General features: G+C 65.6%; 17 protein-coding genes. 9 read left to right on the forward strand and 8 right to left on the reverse strand.

Features of this window, described 5'->3' with window-relative positions; all coding sequences use genetic code 11:
* The 8 genes from ACOJTD_RS03120 to ACOJTD_RS03155 form a co-directional block, all read right to left on the reverse strand.
* Window positions 1-316: ATP-binding cassette domain-containing protein (locus ACOJTD_RS03120; protein ID WP_420131478.1), on the reverse strand; the 316-nt coding region annotated here is incomplete at its 3' end.
* Window positions 313-1,095 (reverse strand): ABC transporter ATP-binding protein, encoded by a 783-nt coding sequence (locus tag ACOJTD_RS03125; RefSeq protein WP_420131479.1) that lies wholly within the window; start codon window positions 1,093-1,095, stop codon window positions 313-315. The genes ACOJTD_RS03125 and ACOJTD_RS03120, both read right to left, overlap by 4 nt.
* The gene (locus ACOJTD_RS03130; protein ID WP_420131480.1) at window positions 1,092-2,984 is read right to left on the reverse strand and encodes an ABC transporter permease; all 1,893 of its coding nucleotides are present in this window, start codon (window positions 2,982-2,984) and stop codon (window positions 1,092-1,094) included. The genes ACOJTD_RS03125 and ACOJTD_RS03130 overlap by 4 nt, the downstream gene beginning before the upstream one ends.
* Window positions 2,985-3,077: 93 nt before the next feature.
* Window positions 3,078-4,274, reverse strand: coding sequence for an ABC transporter substrate-binding protein (locus ACOJTD_RS03135; protein WP_420131481.1), 1,197 nt, complete (start codon window positions 4,272-4,274; stop codon window positions 3,078-3,080).
* Window positions 4,275-4,310: 36 nt separating this feature from the next.
* Complete coding sequence (locus ACOJTD_RS03140; RefSeq protein WP_420131482.1) at window positions 4,311-4,895, reverse strand: amino acid synthesis family protein; 585 nt, start codon at window positions 4,893-4,895, stop codon at window positions 4,311-4,313.
* Window positions 4,892-5,476 carry an amino acid synthesis family protein gene (locus ACOJTD_RS03145; RefSeq protein WP_420131483.1) on the reverse strand — a complete coding sequence of 195 codons (585 nt, stop codon included), beginning with the start codon at window positions 5,474-5,476 and terminating at the stop codon, window positions 4,892-4,894. Before ACOJTD_RS03145 ends, ACOJTD_RS03140 begins: the two co-directional genes overlap by 4 nt.
* The gene (locus ACOJTD_RS03150; RefSeq protein WP_420131484.1) at window positions 5,469-6,383 is read right to left on the reverse strand and encodes a UPF0280 family protein; all 915 of its coding nucleotides are present in this window, start codon (window positions 6,381-6,383) and stop codon (window positions 5,469-5,471) included. The genes ACOJTD_RS03145 and ACOJTD_RS03150 overlap by 8 nt, the downstream gene beginning before the upstream one ends.
* A gap of 4 nt (window positions 6,384-6,387) precedes the next feature.
* Entirely contained in the window at window positions 6,388-7,881 is a 1,494-nt protein-coding gene (locus tag ACOJTD_RS03155) for a 6-hydroxynicotinate reductase (RefSeq protein WP_420131485.1), read from the reverse strand.
* 301 nt (window positions 7,882-8,182) lie between these two features.
* Here ACOJTD_RS03155 and ACOJTD_RS03160 point away from each other — a divergent pair, with 301 nt between their 5' ends.
* From ACOJTD_RS03160 to urtC, 9 genes are all read left to right on the forward strand, one after another.
* Entirely contained in the window at window positions 8,183-8,686 is a 504-nt protein-coding gene (locus ACOJTD_RS03160) for a (2Fe-2S)-binding protein (protein ID WP_420131486.1), read from the forward strand.
* Window positions 8,683-12,249 (forward strand): molybdopterin cofactor-binding domain-containing protein, encoded by a 3,567-nt coding sequence (locus tag ACOJTD_RS03165; RefSeq protein ID WP_420131487.1) that lies wholly within the window; start codon window positions 8,683-8,685, stop codon window positions 12,247-12,249. The genes ACOJTD_RS03160 and ACOJTD_RS03165 overlap by 4 nt, the downstream gene beginning before the upstream one ends.
* A 195-nt stretch (window positions 12,250-12,444) precedes the next feature.
* Window positions 12,445-13,218, forward strand: a complete 774-nt coding sequence (locus ACOJTD_RS03170) for a ferredoxin--NADP reductase (protein WP_420131488.1) — start codon at window positions 12,445-12,447, stop codon at window positions 13,216-13,218.
* A 119-nt stretch (window positions 13,219-13,337) separates the two neighbouring features.
* Entirely contained in the window at window positions 13,338-14,534 is a 1,197-nt protein-coding gene (locus tag ACOJTD_RS03175; protein WP_420131489.1) for an amidohydrolase family protein, read from the forward strand.
* A 391-nt stretch (window positions 14,535-14,925) separates the two neighbouring features.
* The gene (locus ACOJTD_RS03180) at window positions 14,926-16,092 is read left to right on the forward strand and encodes a transporter substrate-binding domain-containing protein (protein WP_420131490.1); all 1,167 of its coding nucleotides are present in this window, start codon (window positions 14,926-14,928) and stop codon (window positions 16,090-16,092) included.
* A gap of 22 nt (window positions 16,093-16,114) precedes the next feature.
* Window positions 16,115-16,723 (forward strand): ANTAR domain-containing response regulator, encoded by a 609-nt coding sequence (locus tag ACOJTD_RS03185; protein WP_420131491.1) that lies wholly within the window; start codon window positions 16,115-16,117, stop codon window positions 16,721-16,723.
* Window positions 16,724-16,967: 244 nt separating this feature from the next.
* The gene (locus tag ACOJTD_RS03190) at window positions 16,968-18,224 is read left to right on the forward strand and encodes an ABC transporter substrate-binding protein (protein ID WP_420131492.1); all 1,257 of its coding nucleotides are present in this window, start codon (window positions 16,968-16,970) and stop codon (window positions 18,222-18,224) included.
* A 60-nt stretch (window positions 18,225-18,284) separates the two neighbouring features.
* Entirely contained in the window at window positions 18,285-19,178 is an 894-nt protein-coding gene (gene urtB, locus ACOJTD_RS03195; RefSeq protein ID WP_420131493.1) for an urea ABC transporter permease subunit UrtB, read from the forward strand.
* A gap of 2 nt (window positions 19,179-19,180) precedes the next feature.
* On the forward strand, window positions 19,181-20,094 hold a 914-nt coding region (urtC, locus tag ACOJTD_RS03200), incomplete at its 3' end, for an urea ABC transporter permease subunit UrtC (RefSeq protein ID WP_420131494.1).

The raw sequence follows: 20,094 nt of genomic DNA on the forward strand, positions 1-20,094 counted from the left end.
GCGGCTTCTGCTTGCCGACTTCGAAGTTCTCCTCGACGGTCAGTTCGGTGAAGATGCGGCGATCCTCCGGCACGTAGCCGAGGCCGCGGCGCACGATCTCGTAGGACGGTAGCCGCGAGATGTCCTCGCCTTCGAACGTCACCTTGCCGCTGCGCCGCTGCACCAGCCCGACCACCGAGCGGAAGCTGGTGCTCTTGCCGGCGCCGTTGCGGCCCAGCATGGCGACGACCTCGCCTTCGCCGACCGCGAAGCCGACGTCGAACAGGATATGCGCCGGGCCGTAATGGCTGTTGAGATCGGAGACTTCGAGCTTCATGTCAGCGCCTCCGCGCGGTGCTTGGCATCGTAGAGCAGGCCCTCGCCGAGATAGATCGCCTGCACCTGGCGGTCCTGCCGGACCTGCTGCGGCGAGCCGCGGGCGATCAGTTGGCCGCGGTTCAGCACCATCACCTCGTCGGCGTGTTCGAACACCACGTCCATGTCGTGCTCGGTGAACAGCACACCGATGTTCTTGGCGCGTGCGATGCCGGCGGTCAGCCGCATCAGCTCGACGCGCTCCTTCGGCGCCATGCCGGCGGTCGGCTCGTCCATCAGCAGCAGCCGCGGCTGGTTGGCGAGCGCGATTGCCAACTCGAGCCGCTTGAGATCGCCATAGGCGAGTTCGCCGCACGGCCGCTCGGCCTGTTCGCTCATCCCGACCAGCGCAAGTAACTCGTCGGCTTCAGGACGATGCTGCCCGCCGGCATAGCCGATCAGCGACCACAGCCGGTGATGGAACGACAGCAGCGCGACCTGCACGTTCTCGCGCACCGTCATCGACGCGAAGGTCGCGGTGATCTGGAAGGTGCGCCCGACGCCGCGGCGCCACACCGTGCGTGGCGGCAGCCCGACGATTTCATCGCCCGCCAGCTTGATCGAGCCGGCGTCGGGCTTGATCTGGCCGTTGAGCATGTTGAAGCAGGTGCTCTTGCCGGCGCCGTTCGGGCCGATCAGCGCCAGGATCTCGCCGGCTTGCACCGTGAAGCTGACGTCGCGCACCGCGTGAACGCCCGCGTAGGACTTCACCAGCCCTTGGACTTCGAGCAGCGTGGTCATTCCGCGGCCTCCATCTTGGCGACGGACAAAGCATCGGGCTTGCCGTTTTTGGGCCGCGGCCCGCGGTGGCGCCAATCCTCGATGAAGCCGACGATGCCCTTCGGCGCAGCGACGACGAGCAGCACGATGATGGCGCCGAGCACCAGCTTGGACCAGTCGGTCTGGCTCATCAGCCAGATCGCCAGCGCCTTGTAGACGATGGCGCCGATCACCGCGCCCGACACCGTCTCGATGCCGCCGAGCAGCACCATCACCAGGCCGTCGACCGAGATCGGGATGGCGAGCGATTCCGGAAACACCGAGCCCTTGAGGAAGGCGAACAGCGCGCCGGCGACGCCCGCGAAGGTGCCGGCGACGATCAGAGCCGCCCACTGCGTCGACTTGCGGTCGATGCCAATGGCATCGGCGCGCAGCGTGTTGTCGCGCGTGGCGCGCAGGCCGAAGCCGTAGGGCGAAAACACCAGCATGCGCAGCAGCGCAACGCCGACGACCGCAACGCCGAGCGTCAGCCAGAAGAAGCCTTGCGGGCTGGATGCCCACGCCGACGGCCAGATCCCCAGAATGCCGTTGTCACCGCCGGTGACCTCGACCCACTGGAACGCCACCGACCAGATGATCTGCGCGAACGCCAGCGTCAGCATGGCGAAGTACACGCCAGACAACCGGACGCAGAACCAGCCGGCGACCAGCGCACCCATCAGGCCGAACGCCGGGCCGACCAGCAGCGCCAGTTCCATCGGCGCGCCGAGAAACTTCACCGCGAACGCCGCGCCGTAGGCGCCGAGGCCGAAATAGGCGGCGTGGCCGAACGAGGCGAGCCCGCCGACCGTCATCATGAAGTGTAGGCTGGCTGCGAACAGCACGAACACCAGGATTTCCGAGCCGACGCTGAGCAGGTAGTTGCCGGCGAACAGCGGCAGCAGCGCCGCGATCACGATCAGCACGGCGACGCCGGCGCGCTCGACCAGTGACATCGGCTTCCACGGCCGGAACGAGATGCCCGTGCTGGGCCGCGTGCCGCGCTCCGCCTTGCCGAGCAGGCCGTAGGGCCGGACCACCAGCACCACCGCCATCACCAGGAACACGGCGATCAGCGAAATCTTCGGCAGCACCAAAATGCCGAGCGCGTTGAGTTCGGATACCAGCACCGCGGCAATGAAGGCGCCGGGCACCGAGCCGAGGCCGCCGATCACCACCACGACGAACACCTCGACGATGATCGACAGGTCCATCGCGTGCGTCACCGTGGTGCGCGGGATCTGCAGCGCGCCGCCGAGCGCGGCGAGGAACACGCCGAGCGCGAACACGCTGGTGAACAGCCATTTCTGATTGACGCCGAGACAGGCGACCATGTCGCGGTCCTGCGTCGCAGCGCGCACCAGCACGCCCCAGCGGGTGCGGTGGAACAATAGCCAGAGCAGTCCAAGCACTGCCGGGCCGAGCCCGATCAGCAGCAGATCGTAGGTCGGGATCATCCGGCCGAACAGGCTGAAGGCGCCGCTGAAGCCGGGCGCGCGCGGGCCCATCAGATCGTCCGGGCCCCAGATCAGCACCACGAGATCCTGCACCATCAGCGTCACGCCGAAGGTGGCCAGCAGCTGAAATAATTCGGGCGCCTGATAGATCCGGCGCAGCAGCACCATCTCCATCAGCGCGCCCAGCGCCGCGACGATCAGGCTGGCGAGAAGCAAGCCGCCCCAGAAGCCGAACGCGCCGCTGAATCGATCGGTCAGCGTGAACGCCATATAGGCGCCCAGCATGTAGAACGCGCCGTGCGCGAAGTTCACGATGCGGGTGACGCCGAAGATGATCGACAGCCCCGACGCCACCAGAAACAGCGACGCGGCGCTGGCGAGACCACTGAGAGCCTGGGCCAAAATCAGTTCCACGGCGGCGCCTTTCGTTCGGGTTTGCAGTCGTCGAAGCTTGGGGAAGACACCGCCGCTGACATCAGCGGCGGCGATTGGCGAGACAGCGTCGGCTCAGTTCGCCGGACGAAGCTTGGCGGCTTCGGCCTCCGGCGGCAGATAGTCGGCGCCCTTCTTGAACTTGACGTCGACCATGATGCCCTTGCCGTCCTTCTGGGTGGTCTTGCCGACGAAGGCGCCCATCGTCGACTGATGGTCGCCGGCGCGGTACACGATCGGGCCGAACGGGGTGTCGACCTTGAGGTTCTTCATCGCCTTGGTCAGGCTCTCGGTCGACGTATCGTCAGCGGCGTTCAGCACTGCGGCGACGCTCTTCACCGTCGAGTAGCCGACCACCGAGCCGAGCCGCGGATAGTCCTTGTTGGCCGCCTGATAGGCCTCGAGGAAGGCTTTGTGCTCCGGCGTGTCGATCGAGTACCAGGGGTAGCCGGTGACGATCCAGCCCTCGGGCGTTTCGGTCTTCAGCGGATCGAGATATTCCGGCTCGCCGGTGAGATACGACACCACGACGCGGTCCTTGAACACGCCGCGGGTGTTGCCTTCACGGACCAGCTTCACCAGGTCGCCCGCGAAGGTGGCGTTGAGGATGGCGTCCGGCTTGGCGGCGTCGATCGCCTGCAGCACCGGGCCGGCGTCGATCTTGCCCAGCGGCGGCCACTGCTCGGCGACGAATTCGACGTCCGGACGCTTCTTGGTGAGGATCTCCTTGAAGGCGGCGACGAAGGACTGGCCGTATTCGTAGTTCGGCGCGATCGTCGCCCACTTCTTGGCCGGCAGCTTGGCGGCTTCTTCGGCCAGCATCGAGGCCTGCATGAAGTTCGAGGCGCGCAGCCGGAAGGTGTAGTCGTTGGCCTTCGACCAGACGATCGCATCGGTGAGCGGCTCGGCGGCGATGTACAGCACCTTCTTTTGCTTGGCGAAATCGGACAGCGCCAGGCCGATATTGGAGAGGAAGCCGCCAGCGATCATCACCACGCCGTCTCGCGACACCAGCTCGTTGGCGGCGGTCAGCGCGTCGCCGGGCTTGCCGCCGTCGTCCTTGGTGATGACGACCAGCTTCTTGCCCTTGATACCGCCGGCATCGTTGATCTGCTTGACGGCCAGCTCGAGGCCCTTGCGATACGGCTCGGTGAAGCCGGGCAGGGACGAGTAGGAGTTGATCTCGCCTACCTTGATTTCGCCCTGCTGGGCGTATGCCGCCCCGGACGTCAACAACAATGCCGTCAGTGCCAGTCGTGCTATCTGCTTCATACGCTCTTGCCCTCTTCTGGTGATACTCAGCCTGGTTCAGCGTAGTCCGTCTTCGCCCTTGATCTCGGCGGTTGTCAGTCCGCCGACCCGCGGCAGCGGGCGGCCGGAATCCGTCACCGCCACAGCGACGACGATTTCATTGGCGCGCGGCGCATCGCCGACGCTCACCTGCATGCCGTCGAAATGGCTGCGCACGAAGGCGGCGTCCTTGTGGCCGAGCGGGATGTCGAGCTCGGCGCCGAGTCCGCCGCGACGCTTCGACGACGGGATCAGCGCCGCGCCCTTGCCCAGCACCTTGCGCACCGGCGCGCCCATCTTCGGATGCAGCAGCGCGGCGGCATGTTCGAGTTCGCCGTTCTCGCCGACCAGCGCGGCCTTGCCGTAGCTCTCGGCCTTGCTGCCGTCGATGCCGAGCGCCGCCACGGCCTTCTCGGTCAGCAGGCCCCCGAGTTCCTCGCCGATCGCGATCAGCTCGGACAGATCCTCCACATAGCGCCCTGCGAACGGATTCTCGATCACCGCGATCGCGGCGGCGCGGCGGGTGGCCGGGCTCACCGGCCTGCCCATCTCGGTCAGCGTCTCTTCGACGACGACGACAATCTTGCGGATCTTGGCGCTCATCGCAGCCCGTCCTCGCCCTTGATGTCCTTGGCGGCGAGGCCGCCGACGCGCGCGTGAATGCGCGGGCCGCAGCTCATCACCAGCACCAGCGCGATCTCGTTCGCCTTCGGCGCATCGGTGACACCGACTTCCATCGCGTCGAAATGACTGCGCACGTAAGAGGCGTTGACGTGAGTGATCGGCACGTCGAGCTTGGTGCCCGGACCGCCGACCTTCTTGGTTGAGGGCACGATCGCCTTGGCGTCGCCAAGGATCTCGCGCATCGCGTAGCCGCCCGGCACGTGCCACAGCGCGCCGTGCTCGAGTTCGCCGGCGGCGCCGACGATCGCGCCCTTGCCGTAGCCGTCGATCGCCTTGGCGTCGCCGCCGAGCGCCTGCAGCAGTTCGCCCGCCAGTGCGACGCCGAGCGGCGTCAGATCGTCCATGAAGCCGGCGATCTCAGGCTCGTAGCGCCCGGCGAACGGGTTCTCGATCACCGCGATGATGGCGCCGCGCTTGCGCGGCGTCGCCGCCACCGGGCCGCCTTCGTGGAAGACCTCCTCGGTGATCAGCAGCTTCTTCCGGACTTTGACCTCAGGCATCGGTTTGCTCTTGTTGTGAGTGCAAGGAAAGAAGGGCGGCATCGCCGGCGCTGACGGTCTCGCCCTGCAAATGCAGCGCCGCGGACGAGATCAATCCACGCGACATCAGGTCGCGCGCAACGGCGATCCCGGCAGACAGCGCCTGCGCGCGTTCGGCGGCGGACAGCATCGGGACATCACGCGTGACGCGGCGGTCGCCGAGATCGTTGTCGGGCTGAATGTCGCGCGCGGGGACGCGCACGATGCCGCGATGCTCCGGCAGATCGACCGCGTTGGCAACGACGGTGGCGGCCGCATCCGCCATCGCGGCGGTCGGCGCCAGAATTGTCACCGCGTCGGCGATGCCGAGCGAAAAGCTGCGTCCGCGCCAGCCGCTGGTGGCGACGCCGCGCACCGGACTATCCGCGGTGATCTCGGCCGAGCCGATCAGGCGCGGCCGGTCGGGGCGATCGACCAGGCCGACCGTGTAGCTCGCGCCCTGCGCCAGATGCAGCGCGATGTCGCCGCCATTGTTGACATAGGCGCGGGTGATGCCGGGGCAGAGCAGCGCCTTCAGTATCTCATCTGCCACCGCGCCTGCGACCGCCGCCATCGGCGTGATGAACATCGCATCGGCGACCGGCGCCACCGCCGCGGCCATGCGCCGCGCGACCGGATGATCCAGCGCCGGCGCGTTGCCGCCAGCCGGTGCACGCAAAGCTGGTAGTTCGGCACACAGCGCGTCCAGCAGTCCAGTGAAGCGCCGTACCGCGGCGTCGTAAGCGTGGCGCACCGCCTCAGGTTCGCCGGTCGCCTCGATGATCAGGTCGATCGGGCCGTCCTGCAGATGCAGGCGTCGGCCGTCGGCCAGCAGCGCCGCCTGGATGGGCCGTCCTCGAACCGGCGAGATGGGTTGCGGGGCGGCCATGCGATCAGCCGAAGTAACGTTTGACGTCGTTCGGCGCGAGCGGCCACGGATTGTCGGCATGCGGCGCGACCGGGCGCCGGCCGTCGTCGAGCGTGATCGACGACACCGGGCGAACCTCCGCCATGTGACCGCCGAGTTCCTGATAGTCCGACAGCCGCAGCGTGAACTCGATCGGCGCCACCAGCGCCGGCGTCGGCACGTAGCCGAACGCATTCTCCGGCATCTTGGTGACGTCGACCATGATGGTGATGCCGCCGCCCGGATAGACATAGACCGGCGCGCCGCCGCAGGTGACGTAGGTCAGCGCGTCCTTCACCGAATTGGTCAGCCGCACCGGATTTTCCGTGACGCCGGCGCGCAGCGAACCGCCGGCGCCGGCCATGAACAGAACGGTCGACAGTGCCGGCTCGCAATTGTCCTTCACGCGCTGCGACAGCATCGCCAGCTCCGTCGGCATCTCTTTCTCCCGCGGGATCAGCTCGTCGTCGAGTTCGAAGTAAGCGGCATGCTCGCCGGTGGTCGAGATGAAATACAGCCGCAGCCCGGGCCAGGCGACCTTGCGATCGAACGGGCCGAGGATCGACAGCGGATCGGAGATGTTGGTGCCGCCCCAGCCGGTGCCGGGCTCGGCGACCTGGAAGTAGCGGCCCGGCGTCGAGCGTCGGCCCTTGATCTTGATGCCGGTGTCGGGGATGCCGAGGACCTTGCCGGCCTGATGCTCCGACAGCACGCCGGTGATGTGATCGTCGACCACCACGACGTCGTCGACCAGGCCGAGCCACTGCTTGGCGAACATGCCGATCGTCGCGGAGCCGCAGCCGACGCGCATCCGCTCTTCCATGACGCCGTTGACGATCGGCGCCTTGCCGGCCTGCACCACCACGGTCGAGCCGCCGTCGATCGTCAGTTCGACCGGCTTGCCGTTGCACAGATCGAGCAACGCCTCGCAGGTGATGCGGCCTTCCTTCTTGCTGCCGCCGGTGAGGTGATGCACGCCGCCGAGCGACAGCATCTGCGAGCCGTATTCCGACGTGGTGACATGGCCGACCGCTTCGCCGCCGGCGCGCACCGTCGCCTGCTCGGGGCCGAGGAAGCGGTCGGTGTCGATCTTCACCTTGACGCCGCAGTAGCTGAAGATGCCCTCGGTCACGACCGTCACCATGTCGACGCCGTTCACTTCCGATGAGACGATGAACGGCGCGGGCTTGTAGTCCGGATAGGTGGTGCCGGCGCCGATCGCGGTGACGAAGGTCTCGGGCGACGCGATCAGCTTGCCGTCCCACGAGCCGTCGCGATGGAACGGCACCACGGCGGCGCCATGCGCCAGCGCGCGGTCGAGCACGACATGCGGATCGACGCGGACCAGTTCGCCGCCCGCGTTGGCATAGCGATCGCAAGCGCCGCTGGCGCCCGGCTTGATGTAGCACATCACCGGACAGGCATCGCAGCGGATCTTGTCGTCGCTCGGCGGCTGCGCCGCGGGAATGCTGTCGCTCATGGGACTGATGGCTCCAGGCCGTCGGCGCGTGGCGATCCGGCGCTGCCTCATTTCATATGTATACTAATGAAAAGGGAGGGCTGCCTTGAAGTCAAGCATAAGGAATGGGCAGCACATGCACAAACATTGTCGCAGTGCACACGCGCTTGACGGAATTCATTGGTGTAGAAACAATCGTCCGAGCAATTGCCAACGGCGGTGGAGCCCGAATGCCCGCTACTCATCACAGTGCAGCGTCGTTTATTGCGGTGCACGCTGCGAGCCGCTTGCGGTGCAAGGCCGCATCTGCGAGGCGGCGCCGATGAGTTCGGCGGGGCCCGTCAATTTGACCGTCAACGGAACCGAGCACGTCTTCGACCTGCCGCGCGACACCAAGTTGATCTACGTGCTGCGCAACGATCTCGGCCTCAACGGTCCGAAGTTCGGTTGCGGTCTCGGCGAGTGCGGCGCCTGCACGGTGCTGATCGACGGCGTCCCGGCGCGGTCCTGCGTGGTGACGCTGAAGACGGCCGAGGGTCGAACTGTTACCACGCTGGAAGGGCTCGGGACCCGCGATGCGTTGCATCCGGTGCAGGCTGCGTTCATCGCTGCCCAGGCGGCGCAATGCGGCTACTGCCTCAACGGCATGATCATGTCGGCAACCGCGCTGCTGGCGCGCAACCCGACGCCCAGCGCTAGCGAGATCCGCGAGGCGCTGCGCTACAATCTCTGCCGCTGCGGCACGCATGTGGAAATCATCCGTGCCGTGATGATCGCGGCGGGCGTCGCCCCGGATGCGACGCTCGCTGAGGCGGCCCCGTCATGAGCGAGCGCCAAGTGACCGAGCCGACGCCGGATACGGCTGATCTGCTGACGCGAGACGGCACGCTGGCGGTGCTGCGGCCGTCGCAGCATGTGAAGGGATTAGTCGCCACCGCGCCGCCGCCCGATGGCGCGCTCGATCTGTTTCTGTATCTCGACGACGCCGGTCAGGTGCTCGCCTTCAGCGGCCATGTCGATCTCGGCACCGGCATCCGCACGGCTCTGGCGCAGATCGTCGCCGAGGAGCTCGACGTGCCGTTCGAAGCCGTCACCATGGTGATGGGCCACACCTCCGGCACGCCCAATCAGGGCGCCACCATCGCCAGCGACAGCATCCAGGTCAGCGCCGTGCCGCTGCGTAAGGCGGCGGCGCAGGCGCGGCATCATCTGGTCGCGCTCGCTGCGCAAGATCTGGAGTTGCCGGCCGATCAGCTCGCCGTCACCGACGGCATCGTGCATCCGCGCGACGCCTCCAACCGCGGCGTGTCCTACGCGGCGCTGCTGCAGGGGCGCAGCGATCGGCTGATGCTGGCCGACGATGTCGCGATCAAGCCCGTCAGCGAGCATCGTGTGGTCGGGCGCCGCGTCGCGCGCGCGGATATTCCGGCGAAGGCGACCGGCGATTTCGTCTATGTGCACGATGTCCGCGTGCCCGGCATGCTGCACGGTCGCGTCGTGCGTCCGCCTTATGCGGGCATCGACGCCGGCGATTTCATCGGCAACAGTTTGCTTGGCGTCGACGAGAGTTCGATCGCGCATATTCCCGGCGTGGTCGCGGTCGTCACCATGGGCGATTTCGTCGGCGTCGTTGCGGAGCGCGAGGAGCAGGCCGCCGAGGCCGCGCGCGTGCTCGACGTCAAATGGAAGCCGCCGCCGCCGCTGCCGAAGCTCGACGATCTCGCCTCAGCGCTGCGCGCCAATCCGGCGACGACGCGCACGCTGCTCGACAAGGGCAACGTCGAGGCTGCGCGGAGCAGCGCCAGCGTGCCGATGGATCGCACTTACGTCTGGCCCTATCAGATGCACGGCTCGATCGGTCCGTCCTGCGGCGTCGCCGATGTCAGTAACGGCTTCGCGCGGATCTGGTCGGGCACGCAGAATCCGTATCCACTCCGACTGGATATTTCGATCCTGCTCGGCATCCCCGAAGCCGATGTTGAAATCCTGCGCTTCGAGGCAGCCGGTTGCTACGGCCGCAATTGCGCCGATGATGTCTGCGCCGACGCGGCGTTGCTCTCACGCGCGGTTGGGCGGCCGGTGCGCGTGCAGCTGACGCGCGAGCAGGAGCATGCGTGGGAGCCGAAGGGCGCGGCGCAGCTGATGGAAATCTCCGGCGGGCTCACCGCCGACGGCAGCCCGGCCGCTTATGATTTTTCAACGCGCTATCCGTCGAATGCCGCAGTGACGCTGGCGCTACTCCTCACAGGCCGGGTGCCGGCGAACAATCCGGTGTTCGAGATGGGCGATCGCACCGCGATCCCGCCTTACGCTTACGACAACATCCGCGTCCGCGTGCACGACATGGCACCGATCGTGCGCGCCGCCTGGCTGCGCGGCGTCTCGGCGCTGCCGAATTCGTTCGCGCACGAGAGCTACATCGACGAACTCGCCGCCGCCGCCGGCGTCGATCCGCTGGAGTATCGGCTGCGCTATCTGCACGATCCGCGCGCCGTCGATCTCGTCAAGGAAGTCGCCGCGCGCGCCAACTGGGCGCATCGCACCGGACCGCGCCGCGAGATCGTCGAAGGCGACATCGTGCGTGGGCAGGGGCTCGCTTACGCGCTGTACGTCCACTCGAAGTTTCCCGGCTACGGCGCCGCGTGGTCGGCCTGGGTCGCCGATGTCGAAGTGAATACCAGGACCGGCGATGTCGCGGTGAAGCGCGTCGTCGTCGGTCAGGATTCCGGACTGATGATCAACCCGGCCGGGATCGAGCATCAGATCCACGGCAACGTCATCCAGTCGACCAGTCGCGCGCTGAAGGAGAGCGTCAGCTTCACCGACACCGCCGTCGCCGACAAGGAGTGGGGTGCGTATCCGATCCTCACTTTCCCCGAGGTGCCGGTCATCGACGTCGTGCTGATGCCGCGGCCGAACGATCCGCCGCTCGGCAGCGGCGAGTCGGCCTCGGTGCCGTCCGCAGCCGCGATCGCCAATGCGATTTTTGACGCGACTGGCGTGCGGCTGCGTGAGCCGCCGTTCACGCCGGACCGCGTCCGCGCTGCCTTGGGTTTGCCACAGCCCGAGACGCCCGCCGCACCGCCAGCGCGGAAGCTCTCATGGTTCGCAATGGCGGGCGCCGCGTTGGTCGGCGCGCTCGGCATGGCAGCCGTGGCACTGCCGATCCGCGGCGCGCTCGCGCCGATCGCGCCGCCCGATCCTGCAACGTTCTCGGCCGACATGATCGCCCGCGGCCGCCAACTCGCCGCCCTCGGCGGCTGCGCCACCTGTCACACCGCGCCGGGCGGCATCCCTGGCGCCGGCGGCCGCGCGATCGAGACGCCGTTCGGCACCGTGTACGCAACGAATCTAACGCCCGATCCCGAGACCGGCATCGGCAACTGGTCTTACGCGGCCTTCGAACGCGCCATGCGCGAAGGCATCGCGCGCGACGGCAGCCACCTCTATCCGGCGTTTCCCTACGCCTCCTTCACGCGAACCAGCGACACCGACCTGCAGGCGCTGTACGCCTATCTGATGTCGCAGCCGCCGGTGAGAGCCGAGACACCGCCGGCCAAGATGGCGTTTCCGTTCAACATTCGGCCGTTGATGGCGGGCTGGAATCTGTTGTTCCTGAGGCCGGGGCCGATGCAGGCCGATCCGGCCCGCGCGGCGCAGTGGAACCGCGGCGCCTATATGGTCGAAAGCCTCGGCCATTGCGGCGCCTGCCATACCCCGCGCAACGCGCTCGGCGCCGAGCAGGCCAAGAGCGCTTACCTCGCCGGCGGCGAGGTCGATGGCTGGCACGCCCCGGCGCTCACCGAGCTGTCGCGCGCACCGATCCCATGGACCGAAGCCGAGCTGTTCGCCTATCTGCGCAGCGGCTTTTCGCGTTTTCACGGCACGGCAGCGGGGCCGATGGCCGCGGTCGTCGAGCAACTTGGGCCGCTCCCCGACGCCGATATCCGCGCGATGGCGACCTATCTGGCCTCGTTTGCGCCTGCGGCCGAACCCGACCCGGCGCAACGCGCGGCGGCACTGCAGGCCGAGGCGGCCTCGGCGCTGCGCCCGCTCGATACGCTCGGCGGACGGTTGTACGAAGGCGCCTGCGCCTCCTGCCATTCCGAAACCGGCCCGACGCTGTTCGGCGTCCGCCCCGCGCTGGCGCTCAATACCAACGTTCACGCTGCGGAACCGGACAATCTGATTAGGGTCATTCTAGACGGAATACCTAGTCCCGCAGCCGCGGAATTGGGCGATATGCCCGGGTTCCGCCACAGTTTTGACGATAACCAGATCGCGGCGCTGGTCACATATCTCCGCGCCTCCTTCGCCCCGCAGGCGCCCGCCTGGGGCGGCGTGGAACAAGCGGTGGCGCGCCTGCGCGCCCACCAAGGCTCCCACTGATCGACGTCTTTCCCTTCAGGTTGCCCGATAAATCGGCGCGATATGCCTGAAATGTCCGCGCGGCACGGGCGTTCGCCGCGTTGACAGGGGGCGGGCTGCGATCCTATTTTCATTCGTGTACAAACAATCTGCCGGGCTGACGCCTCTTGCCGTTGCCGCGTCCCGGCCGATCAACACCAACTCCGGAGTTCTGCCGTGAGCAATCTGATGGAAGAGCGCGTTCTCTCCGTTCGTCATTGGACCGATCGTTTGTTCAGCTTCACCACCACCCGCGATTCCGGCTTCCGCTTCCGTAACGGTGAATTCACCATGACGGGCATCAAGGTCGACGGAAAGCCGCTGCTGCGCGCCTACTCGGTGGCGAGCCCGAACTACGAAGAGACGCTGGAATTCTATTCCATCAAGGTGCCGAACGGGCCGCTCACCTCGCGGATGCAGCACCTCAAGGAAGGCGACACCGTCATCGTCGGCCGCAAGGCGACCGGCACCCTGGTGATCGATAATCTGCGTGACGGCAAGAATCTGTACTTGCTCGCGACCGGCACCGGCGTCGCGCCGTTCCTGTCGATCATCCGCGATCCCGAGACCTACGACCGGTTCGAGAAGATCGTGCTGGTCCACGGCTGCCGACAGATCGCCGAACTGGCGTACGGCGAGTCGATGGTGACGGCGCTGCACGATCACGAGTTCCTCGCCGACGAGGTCAAGGCCAAGCTGATCTACTACCCGACCGTGACCCGCGAGCCGTTCATCCACGAGGGCCGGATCTCCAAGCTGATGGACAGCGGTCAGCTCTATTCCGACATCGGGCTGCCGTCGCTCGACAAATCGCAGGACCGCGTGATGCTGTGCGGCTCGACGCAGATGATGGTCGATCTCAAGAGCCGCCTGGTTGCGCTCGGCTTTGAGGAAGGCAATCACGGCGAGGCCGGCGACTTCGTGCTCGAGAAGGCGTTCGCCGAGCGCTGATCCTGGTTCGCTGCGCAGCGATCTGCGTTGCGCGGCGCCGCCAGGATCGTATGCTGACAAACAAACAGCCCCACGGCTGACAAGCCCGGCGGGTCGGATCGTTGAGGGAGAAAGCCGAGATGGCTCACGACGCGCCCGCCCCGCAGGGGCCGACCAAGCTGGTGGTCCGTAATATCGGGCTGATGCTCAGCGGCGATATCAATCAGCCGATCCTCGAGGCCGACACCATCGTGGCCGAGAATGGCCGCATCACTGCGATCGGCCGCTTCAAGGACGTCGACACCGAAGGCGCGACCACCATCGTCGATGCCCACGGCGCGGCAGTGACGCCCGGGCTGATCGACAGCCACGTCCATCCGGTCGCCGGCGACTGGACGCCGCGGCAGAGCCAGCTCAACTGGATCGACTCCTCGCTGCACGGCGGCGTCACCACCATGATCTCCGCCGGCGAAGTGCACTATCCGGGCCGGCCGCGCGACGTCATCGGCATCAAGGCGCTGGCGATCACCGCGCAGCGCAGCTTCTCGGCATTCCGCGCCACCGGCGTGAAGGTACACGCCGGCGCGCCGGTGATCGAACACGAGATGGAAGAGAACGACTTCAAGGAGCTTTCCGCTGCCGGCGTCAAGCTGCTCGGCGAAGTCGGGCTGGGCGGCGTCAAGGACGGCCCGACCGCCAAGAAGATGGTGGCGTGGGCGCGCAAATACGGCATCCAGTCGACCATCCACACCGGCGGCCCGTCGATCGCGGGCTCCGGACTGATCGACAAGGATGTCGTGCTCGAAGCCGGCACCGACGTGGTCGGTCACATCAACGGCGGCCACACCGCGCTGCCGGACGATCAGATCCGCTGCATCTGTGAGGGCTGCAAGGCCGGGCTCGAACTCGTGCACAACGGCAACGAACGCTCGGCGCTGTATACGCTGCGGATCGCGCGCGAGATGGGCGATCTGCATCGCGTCATCCTCGGCACCGACGGTCCGGCCGGCTCCGGCGTGCAGCCGCTCGGCATCCTGCGCATGGTGTCGCTGCTGTCGTCGCTCGGCGATCTGCCGGCCGAGCAGGCGTTCTGCCTCGCCACCGGCAACACCGCGCGGATGCGCGAACTCGATTGCGGCCTGATCGAAGTCGGCCGCGCCGCCGACCTCGTCATCATGGACGTGGCCCAGCATTCCGGCGGCTCGACGCTGCTGGAAAGCGTGCGGCTCGGCGATCTGCCGGGCATCGGCATGACCATCATCGACGGCATCGTCCGCTCCGAGCGCTCGCGCAACACGCCGCCGGCAAAGCGCTTCCCGAGTATCGTCAAGGCCTGACATTCCCGTGTCGAATGGACCGGTGCTGACGAGCGCCGGTCGACGCCATGGCCGCTTCTCCGAGGCCTGACCTCTCCGCCTATCCGCCTTATCTTGAGGCGGCGGGTGGGCTGCATTCCTCCGCCGTCATCGAGCTTCAAGTCACGATTATCGGACTGAGCTTGTCCCAGAAATCGAGCCGTTTGTAGTTGGTCGTTCGGTTCGGAGGAGCGCGCGGACGCGATCCCGGACAAACCGTGACTGCCTATCAATTATCCATTTATGCTTGCTGTTTGAGCAGGATAGTCCGCCGGACGGATAGCTCGCCCGCCGATGCGGGGCTTGCGCCTGGGCTGCGGCTGGATCATTTCTCGATTGATCAATTTCATCGTCGAGGATAGTTCTGAAAAACATGGCTTTGCATGAGGATCATTCGAGTAGCTGGCGCGTCGGCGTCTTGTTCTCGCAAACCGGCGTAACGGCTGCAGTCGAGCGATCCCAGCTCAACGCTACGTTGCTGGCCATCGAGGAAATCAACGCGGCAGGGGGCGTGCTGGACCGGCCGATCGAGCCGGTGATCTATGATCCCGCATCGAGTCCCAAGCAGATCCGCGGATTGGCCGAACGTTTGTTGCAGGCGGACCGCGTCCGGCTGCTGTTCGGCTGCTACATGACCAGCACCCGCAAGGCGATCCTGCCGGTCGTCGAGGCGTATCGTGGGTTGCTGTTCTATCCAACGTTGTATGAGGGCTTCGAATACTCGCGCCACTGCATCTACACCGGCGCGGCCCCGAACCAGAATTCGATCCAGCTCGCGAAATATCTGCTGTCGGCCTACGGCAACCGCTTCGTCTTCGTCGGCTCGAACTACATCTATCCGTATGAATCCAATCGGCTGATGGCCGATTTCGTGTCGCAGGACCGTGGCAAGGTGCTGGACGAGTTGTATGTGCCGCTTCAGGTGCAGCCGAAGGATTTCGAACGCGTCATCGCCAAGATCAAGAAGGCTTCACCGGACGTGATCTTCTCCACGGTGGTCGGAACCGGAACGGCGATGTTCTACCAGGCCTATCGCGAAGCCGGTTTCGATCCCGCCAAGATGCCGATCGCCAGCCTCACCACCAGCGAGGCTGAACTGGCGGAGATGTCGGCGGAGGCCGCCGAAGGCCACATCACGGCCGCGCCGTTCTTCGACACGCTCTCGACGCCGTCGGCGCGGCGCTTCGTGACCAATTTCAAGCAGCGTTTCGGCCCCGACGCGCCGGTGACGGCGAGCGCAGAAGCGGCCTATTTCCAAGTGCATCTGGCGATGCGCGCGGTCGCCAAATGCGGCTCGGACGACCCGGAGCGGGTCCTCGCCGAATTGCGCGACGCCGAATTCGACGCACCGCAGGGGCGCGTCCGGATCGATCACGAGAACAACCACACTTATCTCTGGCCGCGGATCGCCCGTGTCGATGGCCAGGGGCGGTTTCGGACCGTTTGGAATCCCGGCGTTCGGATCAAGCCGGATCCTTACTGCGTCGTGCAAAGCCTGGATGACTGGTCGGCAGACGAACTTCATGCATCGGTCACGTGAACCTCAGGCACGGAGCTGACGGGTGACCATCCAAATCCTCCGAGATCTGCGCGGCCTGCGCGTTCATGTCGTCCATCCCGCCGACGTCGAGCGGGTGCAACTCGTCGAACATCTGCGCCGCATCGGGTGCATGGTGGAATCGCAATGGCCGGTGCCGACGGCATGGCCCGACGGAACCGACGTCGTGATTCTGGCGATCGAGCACGACGTGCGTGCGGAGATCCACAAGCTGCTCAAATCGGACGGCGCGGCGCGGCCGACGCTGATTGCAGTCGTGAGCTACGAAGATCCGTCGACGCTGCAACTTGTACTTGAGGCCGGGGCCGTCGCGGTGATCGAGCGGCCGATCAGGCCTTTCGGTTTGCTGACAAATCTGACGATCGCCCGCAGCCTGTGGTTGGAGCGGCGCGAGACGACGAAGCGTATCCGCAAGCTCGAACGCAAGCTCTCCGGCATTCAGCGTATTCAGAAGGCGAAGACAATTCTGATGGAGGGGCAGCGGCTCGATGAGGCGCAGGCGTATGAAAGTATACGCCGTCAGGCGATGTCGAAACGTGTATCGATGGACGACATGGCGTCCGCAATCATTCACGCAAATGAGCTCTTGCAGTACCGTGCGAAAGATGATTAGTCTTTAGTCGTCACACAGGATCTGCCTGTTAGTGACGCAGCCGCACCATCGATGAAGCTGGTTCGGCACTAGGCTGTGTAGCCCGAGAGATCCGCGAGGATCTGTCGGGCTTTTTTGTTTTGCGGCTGGCGTGAGCCGGCGGGCGTACTTCGCTCCGCCGCGCGGCAGACGATTAGGTCATCTTTGGATCGAAGCAACGCGCTCGGGCGCGAACGATGGGTCATGCCTGAGGAAAGGGAGCAGTATGGCAATTGATCGGCGTAAATTCATCAAGGGCGGCTTGTTAGCCACTGGTGCGGCGATCACGTCGCCCGCGGTGTTCTCGAGTGCCGCGCAGGCTGCGGGCGAGATCAAGGTCGGCGTGCTTTTCAGCCTCACAGGCGGTCTGTCGATCGTCGAAAAGTCGCTGCACGACGCGACCATGATGGCGATCAGCGAGATCAATGCGGCTGGCGGCGTCAAGGGCATGAAGATCGTGCCGATCGCCGAAGACGGCGCGTCGGATCCCAAGACCTACAACGAAAAGGCCTCCAAGCTCGTCATCCAGGACAGGGTGCCGACCGTGTTCGGCTCCTACACGTCGGCCAGCCGCAAGGCCGTGCTGCCGGTTTTCGAGAAGCGCAACAATCTCTACTTCTACCCGACCTATTACGAAGGCTTCGAGTGCTCGAAGAACGTCGTCTACACCGGCGCCGTTCCGAACCAGCAGCTTTCGAACTTCATCCCCTGGATCATCAAGACGCTGGGCAAGAAGAAATTCTTCATCGTCGGATCGAACTACATCTATCCGCGCGAGATGGCCAAGGTTTCCAAGATCCTGATCGAGAAGAACGGCGGCGAGTGGATCGCCGACGAATATCTCGAACTCGGCCACTCCGAATGGGGCTCCATGGTCAACAAGATCAAGAGCTCGGGCTGCGATGTCGTGCTGTCGAACGTGGTCGGTGACTCGGTGATCGCGTTCTATCGCGAGTACAAGAACCAGGGGCTGACCCACGACAAGCTGCCGATCTGCGCGACCGTCACCTCGGAGATCGAAATCGCCGCGATGGGGCCTGAATACGCGGTGGGTAGCTACACCTCGTTCCCGTACTTCCAGGCGATCGATACCGACCGCAACAAGGCGTTCATCGAACGCTACCGTGCCTTCGTCAAGGATCCCAAGGCCGTGACCCATCACGCGCTGGAATCTTCCTACTTCCAGGTGTTCCTGTGGAAGCAGGCGGTGGAGAAGGCGACTGAAATCACCCCGATGGCGATCCGCGAGGCGGTCAAGGGGCAAGAGTTCGACGCGCCGAACGGCCACGTCAAGATCGATCCGCAGAACCTGCATTGCTACCTCACTCCGCGTATCGCGCAGTGGCAGGCGGACGGCCAAGGCAAGATCATCGACGCCTACAAGGAGCCGGTGATGCCGCTGCCGTACGTCGCCTACGGCGAGACCGAGTCGAACCTGTTCTGCACCGCCAAGGGTCTCGACACGACCAAGCTCAAGATCTGACACCTCGCTCTTGCGCCGCCGCACGTCTTGTGCGGCGGCCCTTCTCCTTGGGAAGCTGCGATGCTCGACGTTCTGTTTATCGGTTTGAGTCTCGGCTCGGTGCTGCTGCTGGTCGCGTTGGGACTGGCGATCACCTACGGTGCCATGGGGGTCATCAACATGGCCCATGGCGAAATGGTGATGATCGGCGCCTATGTGACGGTGCTGTCCGGCATCTGGCTCGGCGCCAACATCTTCGTGGCGATCCCGCTGGCCTTCATCGTCACAGCGCTGCTCGGTCTGCTGATCGAGCGTGTCGTCGTCCGCAAACTGTACGGCCGCTTGCTCGACACGCTGCTTGCGACCTGGGGCATCGCGATCCTGATCCAGCAGGCCGTGCGGTTGGAGTTCGGCCTGTCGTTCTTCGGCATTCACATCCAGGGGCTCGGCCCCGGCCTGCAGAACGTCTCGGTGCCGGCGTTCCTGCAGGGCACGTTCATGATCGGCGGTGCCGAGATCAATCGCTATCGTGCCTTCATCATCGTGGTCACCACCATCCTGGCACTGCTGACTTGGCTGATCATGTATCGCACCGCGATCGGCACGCAGGTGCGCGCCATCATCCGCAATCCGAAGATGGCGGCCGCCTGCGGCATCAACGTCCAGCGCGTCAACGCTTTGACCTTCGCGTTCGGCTCCGGCCTTGCCGGCATCGCCGGCGTGATGATGTCCGGCTTCAAGACGGTGTTTCCCGACATGGGCACCTCGATGGTGGTCGATGGCTTCCTAGTCGTGGTGATGGGCGGCGTCGGCAGCCTGCTCGGCTCTGTGCTATCCGCCGGCATTCTCGGTGAGATCAACGGCCTCGTGGCCGCGGCCACCAACGACATTCTCGCGCGGGCCGTGGTGTTCGGCATCGTGATCGCCATCATCATTCTCAAGCCGAAGGGCCTGTTCGCCCTCAAGGGACGCTGACGATGGTTTCGAAGCGCAGCATCACCTGGGCGGCCTACGCGGCCTTCATCGTATTGATCATGGCGGCGCCGCTGTTCATGGATCCGTTCTGGCTCAACCGCGTCGCCAAATATCTGGTATTCGGCATGCTCGGCATCGCGATCGCGCTGTCCTGGGGCTACGCGGGTATTCTCAATCTGGGCCAGGGCCTGTTCTTCGGCGCCGGCGCCTACATGCTGGCGATGTCGCTGAAGCTGGCGAGTCCGACCAGCCTGCAGCAGGGCTCCGACAAGCCCGTGCCCGACTTCATGCTGTGGAACGCCGAGCCCGGCGCGCAGACCGACCTGTGCTGCATCAACAAGGCGTCCTTCCTCTGGATCCCGTTCAAGAGCGAGTGGTTCGGCATGGCGATGGGCATCGTGTTGCCGGTGCTGATCGCCGGGCTGATCGGCACCATCGTGTTTCGCAAGCGCATCTCGGGCGTGTTCGTCTCGATCATCACGCTCGCGCTGGTGCTGCTGGTTCGGCTCGTGGTGATCGACGCCCAGCCGATCACCAACGGCTTCAACGGCCTCACCGATCTCGGCTGGCTCAACATCGGCGGCTTCGAATTCGATCCCTATGTGGTGCCGACCTATTACCTGATCGCAATCTCGCTTTCGGTCGTCCTGATCGCGACGCGCCTGTTGGTCGAGACCCGCGCCGGCCTGATCCTGCAGGCGATCCGCGACGACGAGAATCGCGCACGCTACCTCGGCTTCGACGTTCCGACCTACCAGATCTTCTTCTACGCGGTGTCGGCCGCGATCGCCGGGTTCGCCGGGATGCTCTACGTCGTGATCTCCGAATTCGCGTCGCCGACTTTCATGGATCTGGCGTTCTCGATCACCATGGTGGTGTGGGCCGCCGTTGGCGGACGCAAGTCCATCCTCGGCGC

Source organism: Rhodopseudomonas sp., assembly GCF_048594845.1.
Taxonomy (GTDB): Bacteria; Pseudomonadota; Alphaproteobacteria; order Rhizobiales; family Xanthobacteraceae; genus Rhodopseudomonas.

Coding starts and splice junctions, on each gene's coding strand:
- ACOJTD_RS03125 (WP_420131479.1), bottom strand. CDS start 1,095: ATGACCACGCTGCTCGAAGTCCAAGGGCTGGTGAAGTCCTACGCGGGC.
- ACOJTD_RS03135 (WP_420131481.1), bottom strand. CDS start 4,274: ATGAAGCAGATAGCACGACTGGCACTGACGGCATTGTTGTTGACGTCC.
- ACOJTD_RS03140 (WP_420131482.1), bottom strand. CDS start 4,895: ATGAGCGCCAAGATCCGCAAGATTGTCGTCGTCGTCGAAGAGACGCTG.
- ACOJTD_RS03145 (WP_420131483.1), bottom strand. CDS start 5,476: ATGCCTGAGGTCAAAGTCCGGAAGAAGCTGCTGATCACCGAGGAGGTC.
- ACOJTD_RS03150 (WP_420131484.1), bottom strand. CDS start 6,383: ATGGCCGCCCCGCAACCCATCTCGCCGGTTCGAGGACGGCCCATCCAG.
- ACOJTD_RS03155 (WP_420131485.1), bottom strand. CDS start 7,881: ATGAGCGACAGCATTCCCGCGGCGCAGCCGCCGAGCGACGACAAGATC.
- ACOJTD_RS03160 (WP_420131486.1), top strand. CDS start 8,183: ATGAGTTCGGCGGGGCCCGTCAATTTGACCGTCAACGGAACCGAGCAC.
- ACOJTD_RS03165 (WP_420131487.1), top strand. CDS start 8,683: ATGAGCGAGCGCCAAGTGACCGAGCCGACGCCGGATACGGCTGATCTG.
- ACOJTD_RS03175 (WP_420131489.1), top strand. CDS start 13,338: ATGGCTCACGACGCGCCCGCCCCGCAGGGGCCGACCAAGCTGGTGGTC.
- ACOJTD_RS03180 (WP_420131490.1), top strand. CDS start 14,926: ATGGCTTTGCATGAGGATCATTCGAGTAGCTGGCGCGTCGGCGTCTTG.
- ACOJTD_RS03190 (WP_420131492.1), top strand. CDS start 16,968: ATGGCAATTGATCGGCGTAAATTCATCAAGGGCGGCTTGTTAGCCACT.
- urtB (WP_420131493.1), top strand. CDS start 18,285: ATGCTCGACGTTCTGTTTATCGGTTTGAGTCTCGGCTCGGTGCTGCTG.